General features: G+C 67.8%; 14 protein-coding genes. 3 read left to right on the top strand and 11 right to left on the bottom strand.

Annotation, left to right across the window (positions count from 1 at the left end):
- Nucleotides 1-5: 5 nt before the first annotated feature.
- The 7 genes from sepIVA to BST13_RS07540 all read right to left on the bottom strand — a co-directional run bounded on the left by sepIVA (nt 6) and on the right by BST13_RS07540 (nt 8,004).
- Nucleotides 6-743, bottom strand: a complete 738-nt coding sequence (gene sepIVA / locus BST13_RS07570; RefSeq protein WP_083162215.1) for a cell division protein SepIVA — start codon at nt 741-743, stop codon at nt 6-8.
- Between the two features lie 135 nt (nt 744-878).
- Nucleotides 879-1,358 (bottom strand): pantetheine-phosphate adenylyltransferase, encoded by a 480-nt coding sequence (gene coaD, locus BST13_RS07565; RefSeq protein ID WP_083162213.1) that lies wholly within the window; start codon nt 1,356-1,358, stop codon nt 879-881.
- A gap of 11 nt (nt 1,359-1,369) precedes the next feature.
- Complete coding sequence (gene rsmD, locus BST13_RS07560; protein ID WP_083162211.1) at nt 1,370-1,924, bottom strand: 16S rRNA (guanine(966)-N(2))-methyltransferase RsmD; 555 nt, start codon at nt 1,922-1,924, stop codon at nt 1,370-1,372.
- Entirely contained in the window at nt 1,921-5,340 is a 3,420-nt protein-coding gene (locus BST13_RS07555) for a pyruvate carboxylase (RefSeq protein ID WP_083162209.1), read from the bottom strand. The genes rsmD and BST13_RS07555 overlap by 4 nt, the downstream gene beginning before the upstream one ends.
- A gap of 49 nt (nt 5,341-5,389) precedes the next feature.
- A complete protein-coding gene (locus tag BST13_RS07550; RefSeq protein WP_083162207.1) occupies nt 5,390-6,016 on the bottom strand; it encodes a vitamin K epoxide reductase family protein in 627 nt (208 codons plus the stop codon).
- Nucleotides 6,013-6,876: a DsbA family protein gene (locus tag BST13_RS07545; protein WP_083162205.1), complete on the bottom strand. Its 864-nt coding sequence runs from the start codon at nt 6,874-6,876 to the stop codon at nt 6,013-6,015. Before BST13_RS07545 ends, BST13_RS07550 begins: the two co-directional genes overlap by 4 nt.
- 33 nt (nt 6,877-6,909) lie before the next feature.
- A complete protein-coding gene (locus BST13_RS07540) occupies nt 6,910-8,004 on the bottom strand; it encodes an alpha/beta hydrolase (protein WP_083162203.1) in 1,095 nt (364 codons plus the stop codon).
- 13 nt (nt 8,005-8,017) lie between these two features.
- Between BST13_RS07540 and BST13_RS07535 the strand changes: the two genes are divergently transcribed.
- Nucleotides 8,018-8,845, top strand: a complete 828-nt coding sequence (locus BST13_RS07535) for an aldo/keto reductase (RefSeq protein WP_083162201.1) — start codon at nt 8,018-8,020, stop codon at nt 8,843-8,845.
- 5 nt (nt 8,846-8,850) lie between these two features.
- Entirely contained in the window at nt 8,851-9,693 is an 843-nt protein-coding gene (locus BST13_RS07530) for an aldo/keto reductase (RefSeq protein ID WP_083162199.1), read from the top strand.
- Between the two features lie 97 nt (nt 9,694-9,790).
- On the opposite strand, the gene BST13_RS07525 is transcribed toward BST13_RS07530, so the two are convergent.
- Nucleotides 9,791-10,378 (bottom strand): TetR/AcrR family transcriptional regulator, encoded by a 588-nt coding sequence (locus tag BST13_RS07525; RefSeq protein WP_083162197.1) that lies wholly within the window; start codon nt 10,376-10,378, stop codon nt 9,791-9,793.
- 65 nt (nt 10,379-10,443) lie between these two features.
- Between BST13_RS07525 and BST13_RS07520 the strand changes: the two genes are divergently transcribed.
- Nucleotides 10,444-10,950, top strand: a complete 507-nt coding sequence (locus BST13_RS07520) for a GNAT family N-acetyltransferase (RefSeq protein ID WP_083162195.1) — start codon at nt 10,444-10,446, stop codon at nt 10,948-10,950.
- A gap of 51 nt (nt 10,951-11,001) precedes the next feature.
- Here BST13_RS07520 and BST13_RS07515 read toward each other — a convergent pair whose 3' ends face one another.
- The 3 genes from BST13_RS07515 to BST13_RS07505 are packed head-to-tail and all read right to left on the bottom strand — an operon-like array spanning nt 11,002 to nt 15,580.
- Entirely contained in the window at nt 11,002-11,703 is a 702-nt protein-coding gene (locus BST13_RS07515) for an HNH endonuclease family protein (RefSeq protein WP_083162193.1), read from the bottom strand.
- Complete coding sequence (gene recG, locus BST13_RS07510) at nt 11,700-13,955, bottom strand: ATP-dependent DNA helicase RecG (protein ID WP_083162191.1); 2,256 nt, start codon at nt 13,953-13,955, stop codon at nt 11,700-11,702. Before recG ends, BST13_RS07515 begins: the two co-directional genes overlap by 4 nt.
- On the bottom strand, nt 13,955-15,580 hold the full coding sequence (locus BST13_RS07505) for a DAK2 domain-containing protein (RefSeq protein WP_083162189.1): 1,626 nt from the start codon (nt 15,578-15,580) through the stop codon (nt 13,955-13,957). Before BST13_RS07505 ends, recG begins: the two co-directional genes overlap by 1 nt.
- Nucleotides 15,581-15,757: the final 177 nt, after the last annotated feature.

The raw sequence follows: 15,757 nt of genomic DNA, 5'->3' as shown, positions 1-15,757 counted from the left end.
GGCGATCACCGCGTGGCGTAGTCGTGCGTTCCGGCCGCGGTGCGTAGCTGGTGGCGGCCCCGGCCGACCGAGCGCAGCGTTCCGTTGAGGAATTCCTCGAACTCGGCCAGTTTGCTGTCGACGTAGATGTCGCACTCACCGCGCAGCCGGTCGGCTTCGGCGTGCGCGGCGTCGACCAGCCGGGTCGCCTCCGCGGTCGCCGTCGCGACGATCTCGGTCTGCGACACCAGTCGCTGCTGCTCCTTGATGCCTTCCTGGACGGCCTTCTCGTAGGAGAGGTTGCCGCTTTCGATGAGGCGGTCGGCCTCGGCCTTGGCCCGCCCGGTGCTGGCCTCGTATTCCCGCTTCGCTGCCGCACTGAGCCGCGCGGCCTCCTCGCGGGCCTCACCGACCATGCGCTCGCTGTGCTGGCGGGCCTCGGCAACCATCCGGTCGGCCTGCGACTTGGCATCGGCCAGCAGCCGGTCCGCTTCACCTCTGGCGTGGTTGATCATGCCGTCGGCGTCGGCGTTGACCTTCGCCATCACGGATTCGGAGTGCTCCTTGGCCTCGCGCAGCAGCGAATCCCGGGCATCGAGCACATCCTGCGCGTCGTCGAGTTCGCCGGGAATGGCGTCCTTGATGTCGTCGATCAGTTCCAGGACGTCGCCGCGCGGAACCACGCAGCCCGCGGTCATCGGTACGCCACGCGCTTCTTCGACGATGGCGCCCAGCTCGTCGAGCGCTTCAAAAACTCGGTACACGGCTATACCCTCCAGGCGTCGTTGTTAGTGACCAGTGTGCCTGGTGTTACGCCTGTGACTCGGGAGGATTGTCGGTGTGTCGCTACCGACAGCGTGTTGTCAGGCGTTGCTCGCACTGCACGCAGCCGCCGGCGATCAGCGCGTGGACAGCTTGGCCTGCAACCGCCGGTTGACCGGTTCGGGCAGCAGAGCCGAGACGTCACCGCCCAGCGACGCGACCTCCTTGGCCAGCGACGACGATACGAACGAGTACCGCGGAGTGGTCGCGACGAAGAAGGTGTCCACCCCCGCCACATGCTTGTTCATCTGCGCCATCTGCAGCTCGTACTCGAAGTCGGTCCCCGTTCGCAGACCTTTGACGATAGCGGTCAGCCCCCGCGATTTGACGAAGTCGACCACCAGCCCCTGCCCGGACTCGACGCGCAGGTTCGGCAGGTGTTCGGTCGATTCGACGATCATCGCGATGCGCTCGTCGAGGTCGAACATCCCTTTCTTGTTGGGGTTCACCAGAACCGCGACGACCACCTCGTCGAACTGCGCGGCGGCCCGTTCGAAGATGTCGACATGACCGAGGGTCACGGGGTCGAAGGATCCTGGGCATACGGCGCCACTCATGAGGCAGCACGCTACGCGAGTTCGGCGAACTCCACGCGGGTGTCCCCGTAGCGACGCTCCCGCCACGGCTCCCAGCCCTCGGGCCACCGCACCGACGGTCCCGACGCCGCGCGTTCGATGACCATCACCGCGCCCGGCCGCACCCAGCCCGCGGCGGCCAGCCCGGTGACCAGCGCCTCGACGTCCGCGACAGCGACCTCGTAGGGCGGATCGGCGAACACCAGATCGACCGGACGGGCTGCGGCGCCTGCCACCACGGTGGCCACCGGCGCACACCGCACCGTGGCTCCCCTCGCGCCGAGCGCGGTGATGTTGTCGGCGATGACGGCGGCTGCCCGCCGATCGGACTCGACGAACAGTGCCGAGGCCGCACCGCGCGAAAGCGCTTCCAGCCCAAGGGCACCCGAACCCGCATACAGATCGAGCACAGCGGCACCCTCGAGGTCGAGACGGGCCGCGAGCACGTTGAACAGCGACTCGCGCACGCGGTCCGTGGTCGGCCGGGTGCCGCGGGCGGGCACCGCGATACGGCGCCCTCCGTAGCTGCCGGAGACGATGCGGGTCAGTCTGATCCCCCAGTCGCCTCGCCGCGACCCGCCGAGCCGATCACCACCAGCAGATCCCCGCCTTCCACCTGACCAGTGGGTGCGACGGCCACGCGGGATACGGTGCCCCCCTTGGGCGCAGTGATCGCCGCCTCCATCTTCATGGCTTCGATGGTGGCGATGGTGGCACCGGCTTCGACGGCGTCGCCGACTTTGACGTTGACGGTGACCACACCGGCGAACGGGGCCGCGACATGGTCGGGGTTGTTGCGGTCGGCCTTCTCGGCGGCCGGGACGTCAGTGGCGATGCTGCGGTCGCGCACCAGCACAGGACGCAGTTGGCCGTTGAGAATGCACAGCACCGTACGCATCCCGCGCTCGTCGGCATCGGAGATGGCTTCGAGCCCGATCAGCAGCTGAACGCCCTTCTCCAGCTCGACACGGTGCTCCTCGCCTTGGCGCAACCCGTAGAAGAACTGGTTGGCACTCAATTGCGAAGTGTCCCCGTACTCTTCGCGGTGCGCCTCGAATTCCTTTGTGGGCCCGGGGAACAGCAGACGATTCAGGGCAGCCTGACGTTTCGGGCCGGGCGTGGCCAGCAGCGCCTCGTCCTCGGCCGACAGCGGCTGCTCAGGCTTGGCGGGACCACGCCCCGCCAGAGCCTTGGTGCGCAACGGTTCCGGCCACCCACCCGCCGGGTCACCGAGTTCGCCACGCAGGAAACCGATGACACTGTCGGGGATGTCGTAGCGGGCCGGGTCGGCGGCGAATTCGTCGGCCGTCACACCCGCGCCGACCAGGGCCAGCGCCAGATCGCCGACCACCTTGCTCGACGGGGTCACCTTGATCAGCCGGCCCAGCACGCGGTCGGCGCCGGCGTAGGCGTTCTCGACATCCTCGAACCGGTCCCCCAGGCCCAATGCGATGGCCTGTTGCCGCAGATTGCTCAGCTGTCCACCCGGGATCTCGTGGTGATAGACCCGCCCGGTCGGGCCCGGCAGCCCGGACTCGAACGGCGCGTACACCTTTCGCAGCGCCTCCCAGTACGGCTCCAGGTCGCACACCGCACGCAGTGACAGGCCCGTGTCGTATGGGGTGTGCGCAGTCGCTGCCACGATCGCCGACAGCGCCGGCTGCGACGTCGTGCCGGCCAGCGGGGCAGCCGCCCCGTCGACGGCCGACGCGCCGGCCTGCCAGGCGGCCAGATACGTCGCCAACTGGCCACCCGGGGTGTCGTGGGTGTGCACGTGCACCGGCAGATCGAAGCGCGAACGCAACGCCGACACCAAGGCGGCCGCGGCCTGCGGACGCAGCAGCCCGGCCATGTCTTTGATCGCCAGCACGTGAGCGCCTGCGGCGACGATCTGCTCGGCCAGCTTCAGGTAGTAGTCCAGGGTGTAGAGCTGCTCGCCCGGATCACTAAGGTCACCCGTGTAGGACATCGCGACTTCGGCGATGGCCGTTCCGGTCTCGCGGACCGCGTCGATCGCCGGACGCATCGACTCCACGTTGTTGAGCGCGTCGAAGATCCGGAAGATGTCGATCCCGGTCGCCGTCGCCTCTTCGACGAACGCGGAGGTGACCAGCTCCGGATACGGGGTGTAGCCGACAGTGTTACGGCCCCGCAGCAGCATCTGCAGACAGATGTTCGGCACCGCTTCCCGCAGGGCGGCCAGCCGCTCCCACGGATCTTCCTTCAAGAAGCGAAGCGCCACATCGTAAGTCGCTCCACCCCAGCACTCGATCGAGAGCAGCTGCGGCATCGACCGAGCCACATACGGCGCCACCTTGAGCAGTCCCGTGCTGCGCAACCGGGTCGCCAACAGCGACTGGTGTGCGTCGCGGAACGTCGTATCCGTCACACCAAGGGCGGGGCTGTCCCGCATCCACCGCGCGAAGCCCTCGGGCCCGAGTTCGACCAGCCGCTGCTTGGAACCGGCCTGCGGTGCCGCCGCGAGATCCACGGCAGGCAACTTGTCCTGCGGGTAGACCGTCGACGGACGCTGTCCGTGCGGCTTGTTGACCGTCACGTCGGCCAGGTAGTTGAGGATCTTGGTGCCGCGGTCGGCCGGCGTGTGGGCGGTCAGCAGCTGTGGCCGCTCGTCGATGAACGACGTGTTGATCCGGCCTGCCCGGAAATCGGGATCGTCGAGCACCGCCATGAGGAACGGGATGTTGGTCGACACCCCGCGGATCCGGAACTCCGCCAAGGCGCGCCGCGCTCGTACCACGGCCGTCGCGAAGTCCCTTCCGCGGCAGGTCAACTTGACCAGCATCGAGTCGAAATGCGCGCCGATCTCCGCGCCGGTGTGGGTGCCGCCGTCGAGCCGGATGCCTGCGCCGCCCGGCGAGCGGTACGCCGTGATGCGCCCGGTGTCGGGGCGGAAACCGTTGGCCGGATCCTCCGTGGTGATCCGGCACTGCAGCGCCGCCCCGCGGATCTTCACCGAATCCTGGCTCAGGCCAAGGTCTTCCAGCGATTCTCCGGACGCGATGCGCAACTGGGAGGACACCAGGTCCACATCGGTGATCTCCTCGGTCACCGTGTGCTCCACCTGGATTCGCGGATTGCACTCGATGAACACGTGATGTCCACGCTCGTCGAGCAGGAACTCGATGGTGCCCGCGCACGAATAGTTGATCTGCCGAGCCAGCGCCACTGCATCGGCACAGATGCGCTCGCGCACCTCGGGGTCCAGATTCGGCGCGGGGGCCAGCTCGATCACCTTCTGGTGCCGCCGCTGCACGCTGCAGTCGCGCTCGAACAGATGGATCACGTCGCCCTGGGTGTCGGCCAGGATCTGGACCTCGATGTGGCGGGGATTGATCACCGCCTGCTCCAGGTAGACCATCGGGTCGCCGAAGGCCGATTCGGCCTCGCGGCTGGCCGCCTCGATGGCCTCGGGAAGCGCGGCGGGATCGCTCACCCGGCGCATGCCGCGGCCGCCACCACCGGAGACCGCCTTGACGAACAACGGGAACTGCATCCCGGCCGCCACGGCGACGAGCTCGTCCACCGAGGCCGAGGGCTCCGAGGACGCCAGCACCGGCAGACCCGCCGCGCGCGCCGCCGCGATCGCGCGGGCCTTGTTACCGGTGAGCTCCAGCACCTCGGCCGACGGGCCGACGAACGTGATGCCTGCCTCGGCGCACGCCGAGGCCAGCTCAGGATTCTCCGAGAGGAACCCGTAGCCCGGGTAGATCGCGTCGGCTCCGGCGTGCCGGGCCACCCGGATGATCTCCTCGACCGACAGGTACGCCCGCACCGGATGGCCTGCCTCACCGATCTGATACGACTCGTCGGCCTTGAGGCGGTGCAACGAATTGCGGTCCTCATAGGGATAGACCGCCACGGTCGCGATGTTCATCTCGGTCGCCGCACGGAACGCACGGATGGCGATCTCGCCACGGTTGGCCACCAGCAGTTTGGAAATCACGCGGGTAACCCTAGCCGCAGCACTGTGACGCGGTGTTACATCGGCGGTGTTACAGCAGCGTCGACCAGTAGTTCCAGAACCGCGCAAGGATCAACAGGATCAGCGCGGTGAACCACAGCGCCACCAGCGACCATCGCCACTGGTGGATGACTCGCAGCACCGCGTTGCCGTGCAACGGCTCCAGAGCGATCGACGAGGCAACCACCAGCAGCGGAATGGTGACCGCCCAGACCCCCATGCAGTACGGGCACAGCGCGCCGATGCGGTAGAGGCTCTGGAAGATCAGCCAGTGCACGAACACCGCCCCGAGCAGCGTGCCGACCGCCAGACCCGCCCAGTACCACCGCGGCAGACGGATATTCGCGACCGCGAGGACACCGGTGACCACGACGACGGTGAACGCGACGATGCCGATCAGCGGGTTCGGGAAGCCGAACGCCGATGCCTGGGGCGTGACCATCACGGAGCCGCACGACAGCACCGGGTTGATGCTGCAGGACGGGACGTACTTGGGGTTGATCAGTATTTCGATCTTCTCGTACGTCAGCGTCAGCGCGGCGGCCAAGCCGACCACTCCGGCGATCAGCACCCAAACGGCGCTGGCCTTGGCGACCTCGACACCCGGCTGTTCGACGGACTGCGCAGCTTCTGCCTGCGACTCCGTGGTCACGGTCACGAACCCGGTTTGGCCGGGGCCGGCGAACCCGCGGGAGCCGGTTGCTGCGGCGCGGCCGGAGCGTTGCCTGCGGGAGCGCCTGCGGCGGGAGCGGCAGGCGCACCGGCGGCGGGGGCCTGCGGCGTGACGGCGGTCAGCCCGGGCACGTCACCCACGATTTCCTTGACCTTGGCGACCATCGCGTCCGGCGTGCTGGGCTGGTAGTCCTCGCCGTTGATGCGGATGGTGGGCGTGGAGTTGATGCCCCCGGCGGCGGCCATGCCCTTGACCATGTCCACGTACGTGCCCTTGGTGATGCAGTCGGGCGCCTTGCCCGCGGCACCGGCCTGGCGGGCGAGTTCGATGAGCCGCGCGTTGTCCGGGTAGATGCCGCCACCTTCTTGGGGCTGCAGCTCCTTGGTGTACAGCGCAGTGTGGAAGCGGCGGAACGCTTCGATGGACTCGTCGGCGACGCAGTAGGCGGCGGCACCGGCGCGCGACGAGTACCCGTCGCCGGACCGGTCCAGGATGGCCACCATGTGGTAGTCGGCGGCCACCGCACCCGAGTCGATCATCTTGCTGATGGTCGGGCCGAAAGCCCGCTCGAAGTTACCGCAGGCCGGGCAGAGGAAGTCTTCGTAGAACGACAGCACCACCTTGGGTTCGCTGCTGCCTTCCTTCGTCATCACATTGCTCGCAGCCACCCGGACGGCCTTGGCTTCACCGGAAGCGGGCTTCTTGTTCCCGGTCATGACGATGTAGAGCACCAGCGCCGCGGCGAATATCACCACAACAGCGGTCAGGCCGATCTGGATCAGCAAATTCCGTTTGCGATCCGCTGCCTTCAGGTCGTACTTGGCGGTCTTCTTGGGTTTGGCCACGGCGCCAAGCGTACCGGCGCTTCAGCGTGGGCCTCAGGCGTGGCTGAGGTGCGCCCGCAGGGCCGAGATCATCGCCGTGGTTGCCGTGGCACTGCCGCCGCCCAGCGGGAAGAAGTTGCCGAAGGCGTGGATCAACGAGCGTTCCTCGCGAAGATCGACCAGCACTCCGGCCTCCTTCAGAGCCGCCGCGTAGCGATTGCCCTCGTCGCGCAGAGGGTCGAAGCCTGCCGTGAACACCAGGGCAGGCGGCAATCCCGACAGGTCCTCGGTGAGCAGCGGGGATACCACCGGGTCCTCGGGGCTGACGTCCGAGCCCCCAAGGTAGTGCTCGAAGCACCAGTCGATATCGCGCTTGGTCAAGAAGAATCCATCGGCGAACAGCGTCCGCGAGCGCGTCTGGCTGGAGAAATCCGTGACCGGGTAGAGCAGGAGTTGCAGGTCGGGCAGGGGCAGACCGTCGGCGCGGGCCAGCTGGCTGACCACGGCGGCCAGATTGCCGCCCGCGCTGTCCCCGCCGACCACGATGCGCGTCGCACCCAGGCCTGCGGCGTGCTGCAAAGCCCACTGGTAGGCCGCATAGGCGTCCTCGGCGGCGGCCGGGGCCTTGTGTTCCGGAGCCAGCCGGTAGTCCACCGACAGCACCTGGATTCCGCCGTCACGGCAGATCAGCCGGCACAGGCTGTCGTGGGTGTCCAAGTCGCCCAGCACGAACCCGCCGCCGTGAAAGAACACCAGCAGCGCCGAGGTCGGGGCCGGTCCTGATCCGTCCGGCACATAGTGCCGTGCCGGAATCGGCCCTGCCGGCCCGGGAATCGACATCTCGGAGACGTCGGCGCGGATCGGCGGGCTCAACAGGGCGGCCTGTGCCCGCAGCTGAGCGCGTGATGCTTCGACGCCGCCTGGCCGGAAGTCGCCGACCAGACCACCCAGTCCGGCAGCGCGCTGCGCCAAGAGCAGCATCTGCAGCGTGGAGTCCAGGGTGTTGCCGTCCAGTTCGACCGGGTGGCGGCCGAGCAGAACCCGTTTGCTCCGTTCGGGGATACGTGGCAACGCAGCGAACGTGAGCTTCGTCGCCCGGTGGATCAGGACCTGCTTGGCAGTGCCCCGGCCTGGCAGACTTTCACTCATGGCAGCTCCCTCTGTGAACCCACGCGTCGCACTCAACGACGGTAATTCCATACCCCAGGTCGGCCTGGGTGTCTGGCAGACCCCTCCAGACGAGACCGAACGCGCGGTCACCGCTGCTCTGCAGTCCGGCTACCGCCACATCGATACTGCCGCGGCCTATCAGAACGAGGTCGAGACGGGTAGGGCGCTGGCGTCCGCGGGCGTGCCGCGCGACGAGGTGTTCCTGGTCACCAAGCTGTGGAACAGCGACCAGGGCTACGACGCCACCCTGGCCGCATTCGAGGCAAGTCTGGGCCGGCTCGGCGTCGACTACCTGGACCTTTACCTGATCCACTGGCCGGTGCCCGCCAAGAACGCCTACGTCGACACCTTCAAGGCGTTCGCCCATCTGCGGGATCAGGGCCGCATCCGCTCGATCGGTGTGAGCAACTTCGAACCGGAGCACCTGAAGATCCTGATCGACTCCACCGGCATCGTGCCCGCGGTCAACCAGATCGAACTGCACCCGCTGCTGCCGCAGCGGGAACTGCGCGAGGTTCATGCCCAGCTCGGGATCGCCACCGAGGCGTGGAGCCCGCTGGGCCAGGGCTCGCTGCTGGCCGATTCCGTCATCACCGAGATCGCCGCCGCACATGGGAAAACGCCGGCCCAGGTGCTTATCAGGTGGCATATCCAGCTGGGTAATATCGTCATCCCCAAGTCGGTGAACCCCGAACGGATTGCGAGCAATTTCGACGTGTTTGATTTCGAGCTCAGCGAGCAGGACATCGCGTCCATCGCGACGCTGGAAAACGGCACCCGCTTGGGACCCGATCCTCGAACCTTCAATTTCACAGGGTAGGTGACATGACCCCATCGGGCGGGGCGGCGATTCCCACCATCACTCTCAATGACGGCAACACGATTCCGGTCGTCGGTCTGGGAGTGGGAGCGCTGTCGGATTCCGAAGCCGAGCAGGCGGTTTCGGACGCGTTGCAGGCGGGCTACCGGTTGATCGACACCGCGGCCTCCTACGGCAACGAGGCCGGGGTCGGTCGCGCGATCGCCGCGTCGGGAATCCCGCGCGAGGAGATATACGTCACCACCAAACTGGCGACCGTCGACCAGGGGTTCCAGTCGTCGCAGAACGCCGCCCGGGCCAGCCTCGAACGGCTGGGCCTGGACTACGTCGACCTCTACCTCATCCACTGGCCCGCCGGTGACACCAGCAAGTACGTCGACAGCTGGGGCGGCCTGATGAAGATCAAGGAAGACGGTGTCTCGCGCTCGGTGGGGGTCGCGAACTTCAGCCCTGAAGATCTGTCGACCATCATCGGCCTGACCTTCTACACGCCGGCGGTGAACCAGATCGAGCTGCACCCGCTGCTCAATCAGAGCGCCTGGCGCGCGGCCAACGCCGAGAACAACGTCGCCACCGAGGCCTACAGCCCGCTCGGCGTCGGCAATCTCCTGGACAACCCCGCCATCACCGCCGTCGCCGAAGCGCATGGCAAGACCGCGGCCCAGGTGCTGATCCGCTGGAGCGTGCAACTCGGCAACATCGTCATCTCCCGGTCGACCAATCCCGACCGGATCGCCTCCAACCTCGGCGTGTTCGACTTCGAACTCACCGACGACGAGATGAGCACCCTCAACGGGCTCGACGACGGCACCCGCTTCCGGCCCGACCCCGCGACCTACACCGGCTAGCCCCGGCGCGACTATCTCCGGCGCGACTTTTCTCCGGCGAGCAGACGCTCAGGTCCGCGACACGCCGCTGTTGCGGTGCCGCCATGTCTGCTCGCCGTCAGTCGGTGCCCAATGTCGCCAGGTGGACACGGACCGCTCGGTTGACCCGGTCCTTGTCACCGGTGGCCAGGAGATCGAGCAGGCCGCCGCGCAGCACGGCCAGCGCCAGGGTGCGACGCGCGATCCCGTCGGCACTGCGCTTCTCTTGCGGCGCTTGATATTCCGCCAAGACTGCCAGCCAGTCCTCGACCGTGTCACGCGCGAAACCCGCCCACGCTCCGTCAGGTTCCACCAGTGAGCGCGCATAGGCCTCGGCCCACAGTTTGAGCAGCGGCTGATGCTCGTCGGCGGCGAGCCACCCCCAGATCTGTTCGACGGCCGCGCCGAATCCGACGCGATCGGAGTCAGCGGCGTTGCGTAGGCGGTCCATCAGGGCCAGCTCGTCGGCGCGGGCCCGCGCCAGCAGCGCGCGTACCAGGCCGTCCTTGCTGCCGAACAGGAACAGCAGCACCCGTGGGCTGGACCCGATCGCCGTCGCCAACGGCCGCAACGACATCTCGGCCAGACCATGGGTCAGCGCGTACCGATAAGCGCTCTCGAGAAGTTCGATCTGCCGAGCGGACGGGGTTGTCGGATCCGTGGCCACGTTGGTAGCCTAGCGCTACTGAAACGAGTGTGTCAGTGATTTGTTCCACGATCGGAGGTGCGGCGATGTCGTTGAGTGTCGAGCAGTCACGGATCGTGGTGCGCCGCGTGGACCGCCCGGGTGATCTCGGACGGGTCGTGATGGCCCACGGCGAGATCTACCACGAACAGTTCGGCTGGAACATCGATTTCGAGGCCTTGGTCGCCAGGATCGTGGCCGACTTTGCCGCACAACATAATCCGGCACGAGAAGCGGGCTGGATCGCCGAGGTGGACGGCGAGCGGGCGGGGTGCATCTTCTGCGTGGCAGGCGACGAGCCCGGGGTTGCGAAGCTACGGATCTTGCTGGTCGCGCCGCGCGCTCGGGGGCTGGGACTGGGTGGGCGCCTGGTCGACGAGTGCTTGCGGTTCGCGCGCGACGCGGGCTACCGCCAGGTCACGCTGTGGACCAACGACGTACTGACCTCAGCTCGAAAGATCTACCAGGGGTTCGGTTTTCGACTCATCGATGAAGAACCTCACCACAGCTTCGGGCAGGACCTCAACGGCCAGAACTGGCTGCTCGACCTCTAGTACACGCGGATTCGGGCAAACGGGTGCGCAAGTGGCCATTCGCCACTACTGCTAGCCCGTCGGGCAGGTCCCGGCGGCTTCGCGCAGAACGGCCGCCGAGGGCGCATCGACGGGCAGGCCGTAACCCCGCAACACCGCGACGAATGCCACCGCGTACTGACACCAGAACGCGTGGTTGGGCGGCATCCACCGCGCAGGTTCCTGGTCGCCCTTGTCCTGATTCGCCTGCCCTTGTACCGCAAGGAGATTGGCGGGGTCGTTGGCGAACCGCAGTCGCAGGTCGTCGGGCCAGGCACGAGCCCCCAGATCCCAGGCCAGTGCCAGCGGCACGATGTGGTCGATCTGGACCGCTGCACCGACCTGGTTGCCACGGACGAACGCCACCACCGCGTTGGTATACGGGTCGTGCAGTGTCCCGCTCGCCACGGCGGTCGGGCACCGCTTGATGGCGACGTAGGTCTTGTCCACCAGGTCGCGGTTGAGGATGTCGTTGCGGGTGTCGCAGCCGTTGTGCCCGCCCGGGGCGCTGTTGTCGTCATCCCAGGCCTCACCGAAGGCGGCGCGGCGATAGTCGTTGCCCCGCACCCGAACCGGAATCTCGGGTATCCCGGCCAGCACGTCGGTGCCCGCCGCCACCGTCGGCGCATCGGCCTCGGCGACGAACCGGCTGGACCGCTGCGCCGACAACACCACCTGAATCGCGACGATCACGGTCAACGCGACCGCGACGGCCAGCCACGCCAGCCGGTTCATGACTTGTCCAGATACTCGACCCGGTCGGTCTCGACGAACTGCGCTGCCAGCAAGGCCATCCCCGCGTTGTTCGGATCCGTCTCGTAGAGCGATTCGCAGTACTCCCGGGCGTCGGTGATCACCCCGAGGTGTTCGCGCAGCGACAGGAAGCGCAGATTAATGGTTCGCCCGGACTGGTTGAGCCCCAACACATCTCCCTCGCGCCGCTCGTCGAGGTCGAGGTCGGCGAGAGCGAAGCCGTCGAGCGTGCCCGCGACCGCCTTGATGCGCTCCCCCGCCTTGGACGTCTCGGGCAGCCGAGTTGCCAGCAGGCACAGGCTGGGATGCTGGCCGCGACCGATGCGGCCACGGAGCTGATGCAGCTGGCTGATGCCGAACCGGTCGGCGTCCATCACCACCATCACCGTGGCATTGGGCACGTCGACGCCCACCTCGATGACGGTGGTGCACACCAGGATGTCGAGATCGCCTGCGCGGAACGCCGCCATCACCGCGTCCTTCTCCTCGCCGGACAACCGGCCGTGCATGAGGCCCAGCCGCAGCCCCGCCAAAGGCCCACGCTGCAGCCCCTCGAACAGCTCGATGACGGTGACCGGCGGCGGGCCGGCCTGCCTACCGTCCTTGCCGCCCTTGGTGTCCTTGTCGGATTCGTCGATGCGCGACGCCACCACGTAGGCCTGGCGGCCGGTGGCCACCTCCTCGCGGATCCGCGCCCACGCCCGGTCCAGCCAGGCCGGCTTCTGCGACACGAAGATGGTGTTGCTGGTGATGGGCTGGCGGCCACGTGGCAGTTCCCGAAGCGTCGACGTCTCCAGGTCGCCGTACACGGTCAGGGCGACCGTACGCGGGATCGGGGTCGCCGTCATCACCAGCAGGTGCGGGGTCAAGCCCTCACGGGCTTTGGCGCGCAAGGCATCTCGCTGCTCGACGCCGAACCGGTGCTGCTCGTCGACCACCACCATGCCGAGATTCGCGAACTCGACCGCGTCCTGCAGCAGCGCGTGGGTGCCGATCACGATGCCTGCCGCACCCGAAGCGACCTCCTCGCGCACCTGGCGCTTCTGCTGCGCCGACATCGATCCGGTCAGCAGCGCGACCCGCGTGCCGTGCTCGGCCCCGCCGAGCTCGCCCGCCATCGCCAGCGGCCCCAACGCGTCGCGCACCGACCGGGCATGTTGGGCGGCAAGGACTTCCGTCGGTGCCAGCAGTGCACATTGGTAGCCCGCATCGACCATCTGCAGCATCGCCAGCACCGACACGATGGTCTTGCCGGAGCCGACCTCGCCCTGCAGCATCCGGTTCATCGGACGGGTCGAAGCGAGTTCTTCCGACACCACGTCGAGCACCTCGCGCTGGCCCACCGTGAGCTCGAACGGCAGCGTCCGCAACAACTCGGCGGCCAGCCCGTCGTCGGTCCGCGGCGCGGGCGGACCCGACTCGCTCAACTCACCGTGGCGCCGGGCCACCAGACCCCATTGCAGTCCGATGGCCTCGTCATAGGTCAGCCGTTCGGCCGCCCGATCGCGCTGCGCCGCATTCTCGGCCAGGTGAACCGCGCGTAGCGCCTCGTCTTCGGTCATCAGATTCCGTTGCCGAACAAAGGATTCCGGCAACGGATCGGGAACCGGGTCGAGTACGTCGAGCACCTGCCGCACGCAGGAGTAGATGTCCCAGCTCTGCACCTTGGCGCAGGCCGGGTAGATCGGGAAGAACTCCCGCTCGAACGCCGCCAGCATGTCCTCGCCGCTGGCCCCGGAGGCGGTCGCAATGGTTTTCAGCGACTTGGTACCGAACTGCTTGCCCAACGGCGAGTCGAGCACCAGGAACGCCGGATGGTCCAGCTGCAGGGTGTTGCGGAAGTACTTGACCTCACCGGAGAGCATGAGCCTGGTATCGACCGGAAGCTTGCCGACCATCCACCCCGCATTGAAAAACGTTGCGGTGACTGCCGGCCGGTGCTTGCCGAGCGTGATGCGCATCCATTTGCGGGTCTTCTGTCGTCCGGTCTTCTTGTCGAAGACCGGCTTCATGGTCCCCTCTTTGGTCTCCGTGACGACCTCGATGAAGGTGACGTGTTCACCCTCTTCCAGATCGAGTGCCTCACCTTCGCCGCGAACCGTCATGCCGTCGCTGTACTTGCGGGGGTAATGCCGCAACAGATCGTTGACGGTGCGGATACCGAAGTGCTCCTCGAGTGGCTTGGCCGACTTGGCCCCGATCACGAGATCCAGCCGGTCGGCGAGGGTGGCCACTACTCGACTCCGATCAGCAGGGCGTCGCCACGGTGGCCGGTGTGGTAGGTCACCAATTCGGCTCCGAGATGTTCACGGTGCACGTGCTCCTGCAGCGCCCTGCCCACCTCGGGGGGCACACCGTCACCCGTCAGCACCGTGATCAACTCGCCGCCGGCGAGAAGGAGCAGATCGATGAGGCCGGCCGCCGCAGTGGTGATGTCGGGGCCGACGATCAGCACCTCGTCGCCGGCAATCCCGAGGCCGTCGCCCGGCTTACACGTGCCTGCCCACGTCAGCGCCTCCTCGGTGGCCACGCGGACCGAACCGTGCCGGGCGCCTGCGGCCGCGCGGGCCATGGTGTAACCATCGTCGACGGCCTGCCGATCGCCGTCGTGGACGGCCAGCGCTGCCAGCCCCTGCACCATCGAGCCGGTCGGCACCGGCACCACGTCGATACCCCAGCCGATGGCGGCCGTGCAGCCCGCGACGAGTTCCTCGGCGGCGACATACCCGTTGGGCAGCACCATCACCTGTGCGGCTCCGGCGTCGACCAGGGCCCGCAGGAGTTGCTTGGCACTGATCGCCTCACCCGCCTGGGGCCGCAGCACGGCCGCGCCCTCGCCGGCGAACAGTTCGGCTCCGCCGTCTCCGTCGACAACGGCCAGCACCGCCCGCGCTTTGGCCCAGCCGCCCGCGGGACGCGTGTCCGGGCCGCCGAGCAACGCTGTGATCTGGATGCGGCTCAGCGTGCCCACTGCCAAACCCGCCTCGACGGCAGCACCGGCGTCGTCGACGTGCACGTGGACCGAGAACTCGTTACTGCCGGAGGTGGCGATGGTCACCGACTCGCCCAGCTGGTCCAGAGCTGCCCGTAATCCTTCGACGGCGTCGGCACCGCATCCGCTGAGCAGATACATCACCTCGAACTGCGGCGGAGCCGAGGTGCCTGCGGCCGGAAGCGCCGGCTCGGCCGACGGTTGGTACGTCGGGCGCCGCGCCGTGTGCCCGGCGATCGTGGCTGCCATCGCGTCCAGCAGTACCAGCAGGCCGCGGCCACCAGAATCGACCACGCCTGCCTCGGCGAGCACGTCGAGCTGATGCGGTGTCCGGTCCAGTGCCGCGGCAGCGGCATCCGCGGCGGCCACGGTGACCGCGCCGAGTTCGGCGCCATCGGCGGCGCAGTGCTCGGCAGCACCCGCAGCGGCCTGCAGCACCGAGACGATGGTGCCCGGCACCGGCTCGCCCATCGACGCGACGACGAGCGCGACGGCATGCCGCAGCGCCGCGCCGTAGAGCACACCGTCGATGTCGTAGAGATCACCGTCGCGCTGCGCCGCGGCAGACGCGACCACCTCGGCGACCGCGAGCAAGATCTGCGACAGGATCACCCCGGAGTTCCCGCGGGCGCCCTGCAGCGCACCCGCAGCCAGTGCGGCGGCCACTTGCGCGACGTCGCCTGCCGGTTGGGCATCCACCTGCGCCCACGCCGAGCGCATCGTGAACAGCATGTTGGTGCCGGTGTCGGCGTCGGGCACCGGGAACACGTTGAGCCGATTGATCTCGTCGGTGTGCGCGATCAGGTCACCGACGGCGGTGTGCGCCCACGCCCGCAGAGCGGAGGCATCGAGCCGTCCAGCAGCCACCGAACCCCCTCCAGATCCCGAGCCGTTCCCCTGAGAACACATGCCGTGCGGCATGGCCGCCGTGCGCGTCAGCCTAGCCAGTGCCTGCGACAATGCTGATCAGACCATCGGGTCCTGTGCATAACCTGACACGCCGCTCACCGGCGATTTTGGCGATACCCAGGCCTCTCGGTATCC

Origin of the sequence: Mycobacterium aquaticum (assembly GCF_002086485.1) — a bacterium.
Classification (GTDB): Bacteria; Actinomycetota; Actinomycetes; order Mycobacteriales; family Mycobacteriaceae; genus Mycobacterium; species Mycobacterium aquaticum.
Note: the sequence above shows the minus strand (reverse complement) of the source record. Positions and strands in the feature narration are given on the sequence as shown.

Excerpts from the sequence above, each read along its gene's own strand:
- coaD (WP_083162213.1), bottom strand. The coding sequence starts at position 1,358 with ATGAGTGGCGCCGTATGCCCAGGATCCTTCGACCCCGTGACCCTCGGT.
- BST13_RS07540 (WP_083162203.1), bottom strand. The coding sequence starts at position 8,004 with ATGAGTGAAAGTCTGCCAGGCCGGGGCACTGCCAAGCAGGTCCTGATC.
- BST13_RS07530 (WP_083162199.1), top strand. The coding sequence starts at position 8,851 with ATGACCCCATCGGGCGGGGCGGCGATTCCCACCATCACTCTCAATGAC.
- BST13_RS07520 (WP_083162195.1), top strand. The coding sequence starts at position 10,444 with ATGTCGTTGAGTGTCGAGCAGTCACGGATCGTGGTGCGCCGCGTGGAC.
- BST13_RS07515 (WP_083162193.1), bottom strand. The coding sequence starts at position 11,703 with ATGAACCGGCTGGCGTGGCTGGCCGTCGCGGTCGCGTTGACCGTGATC.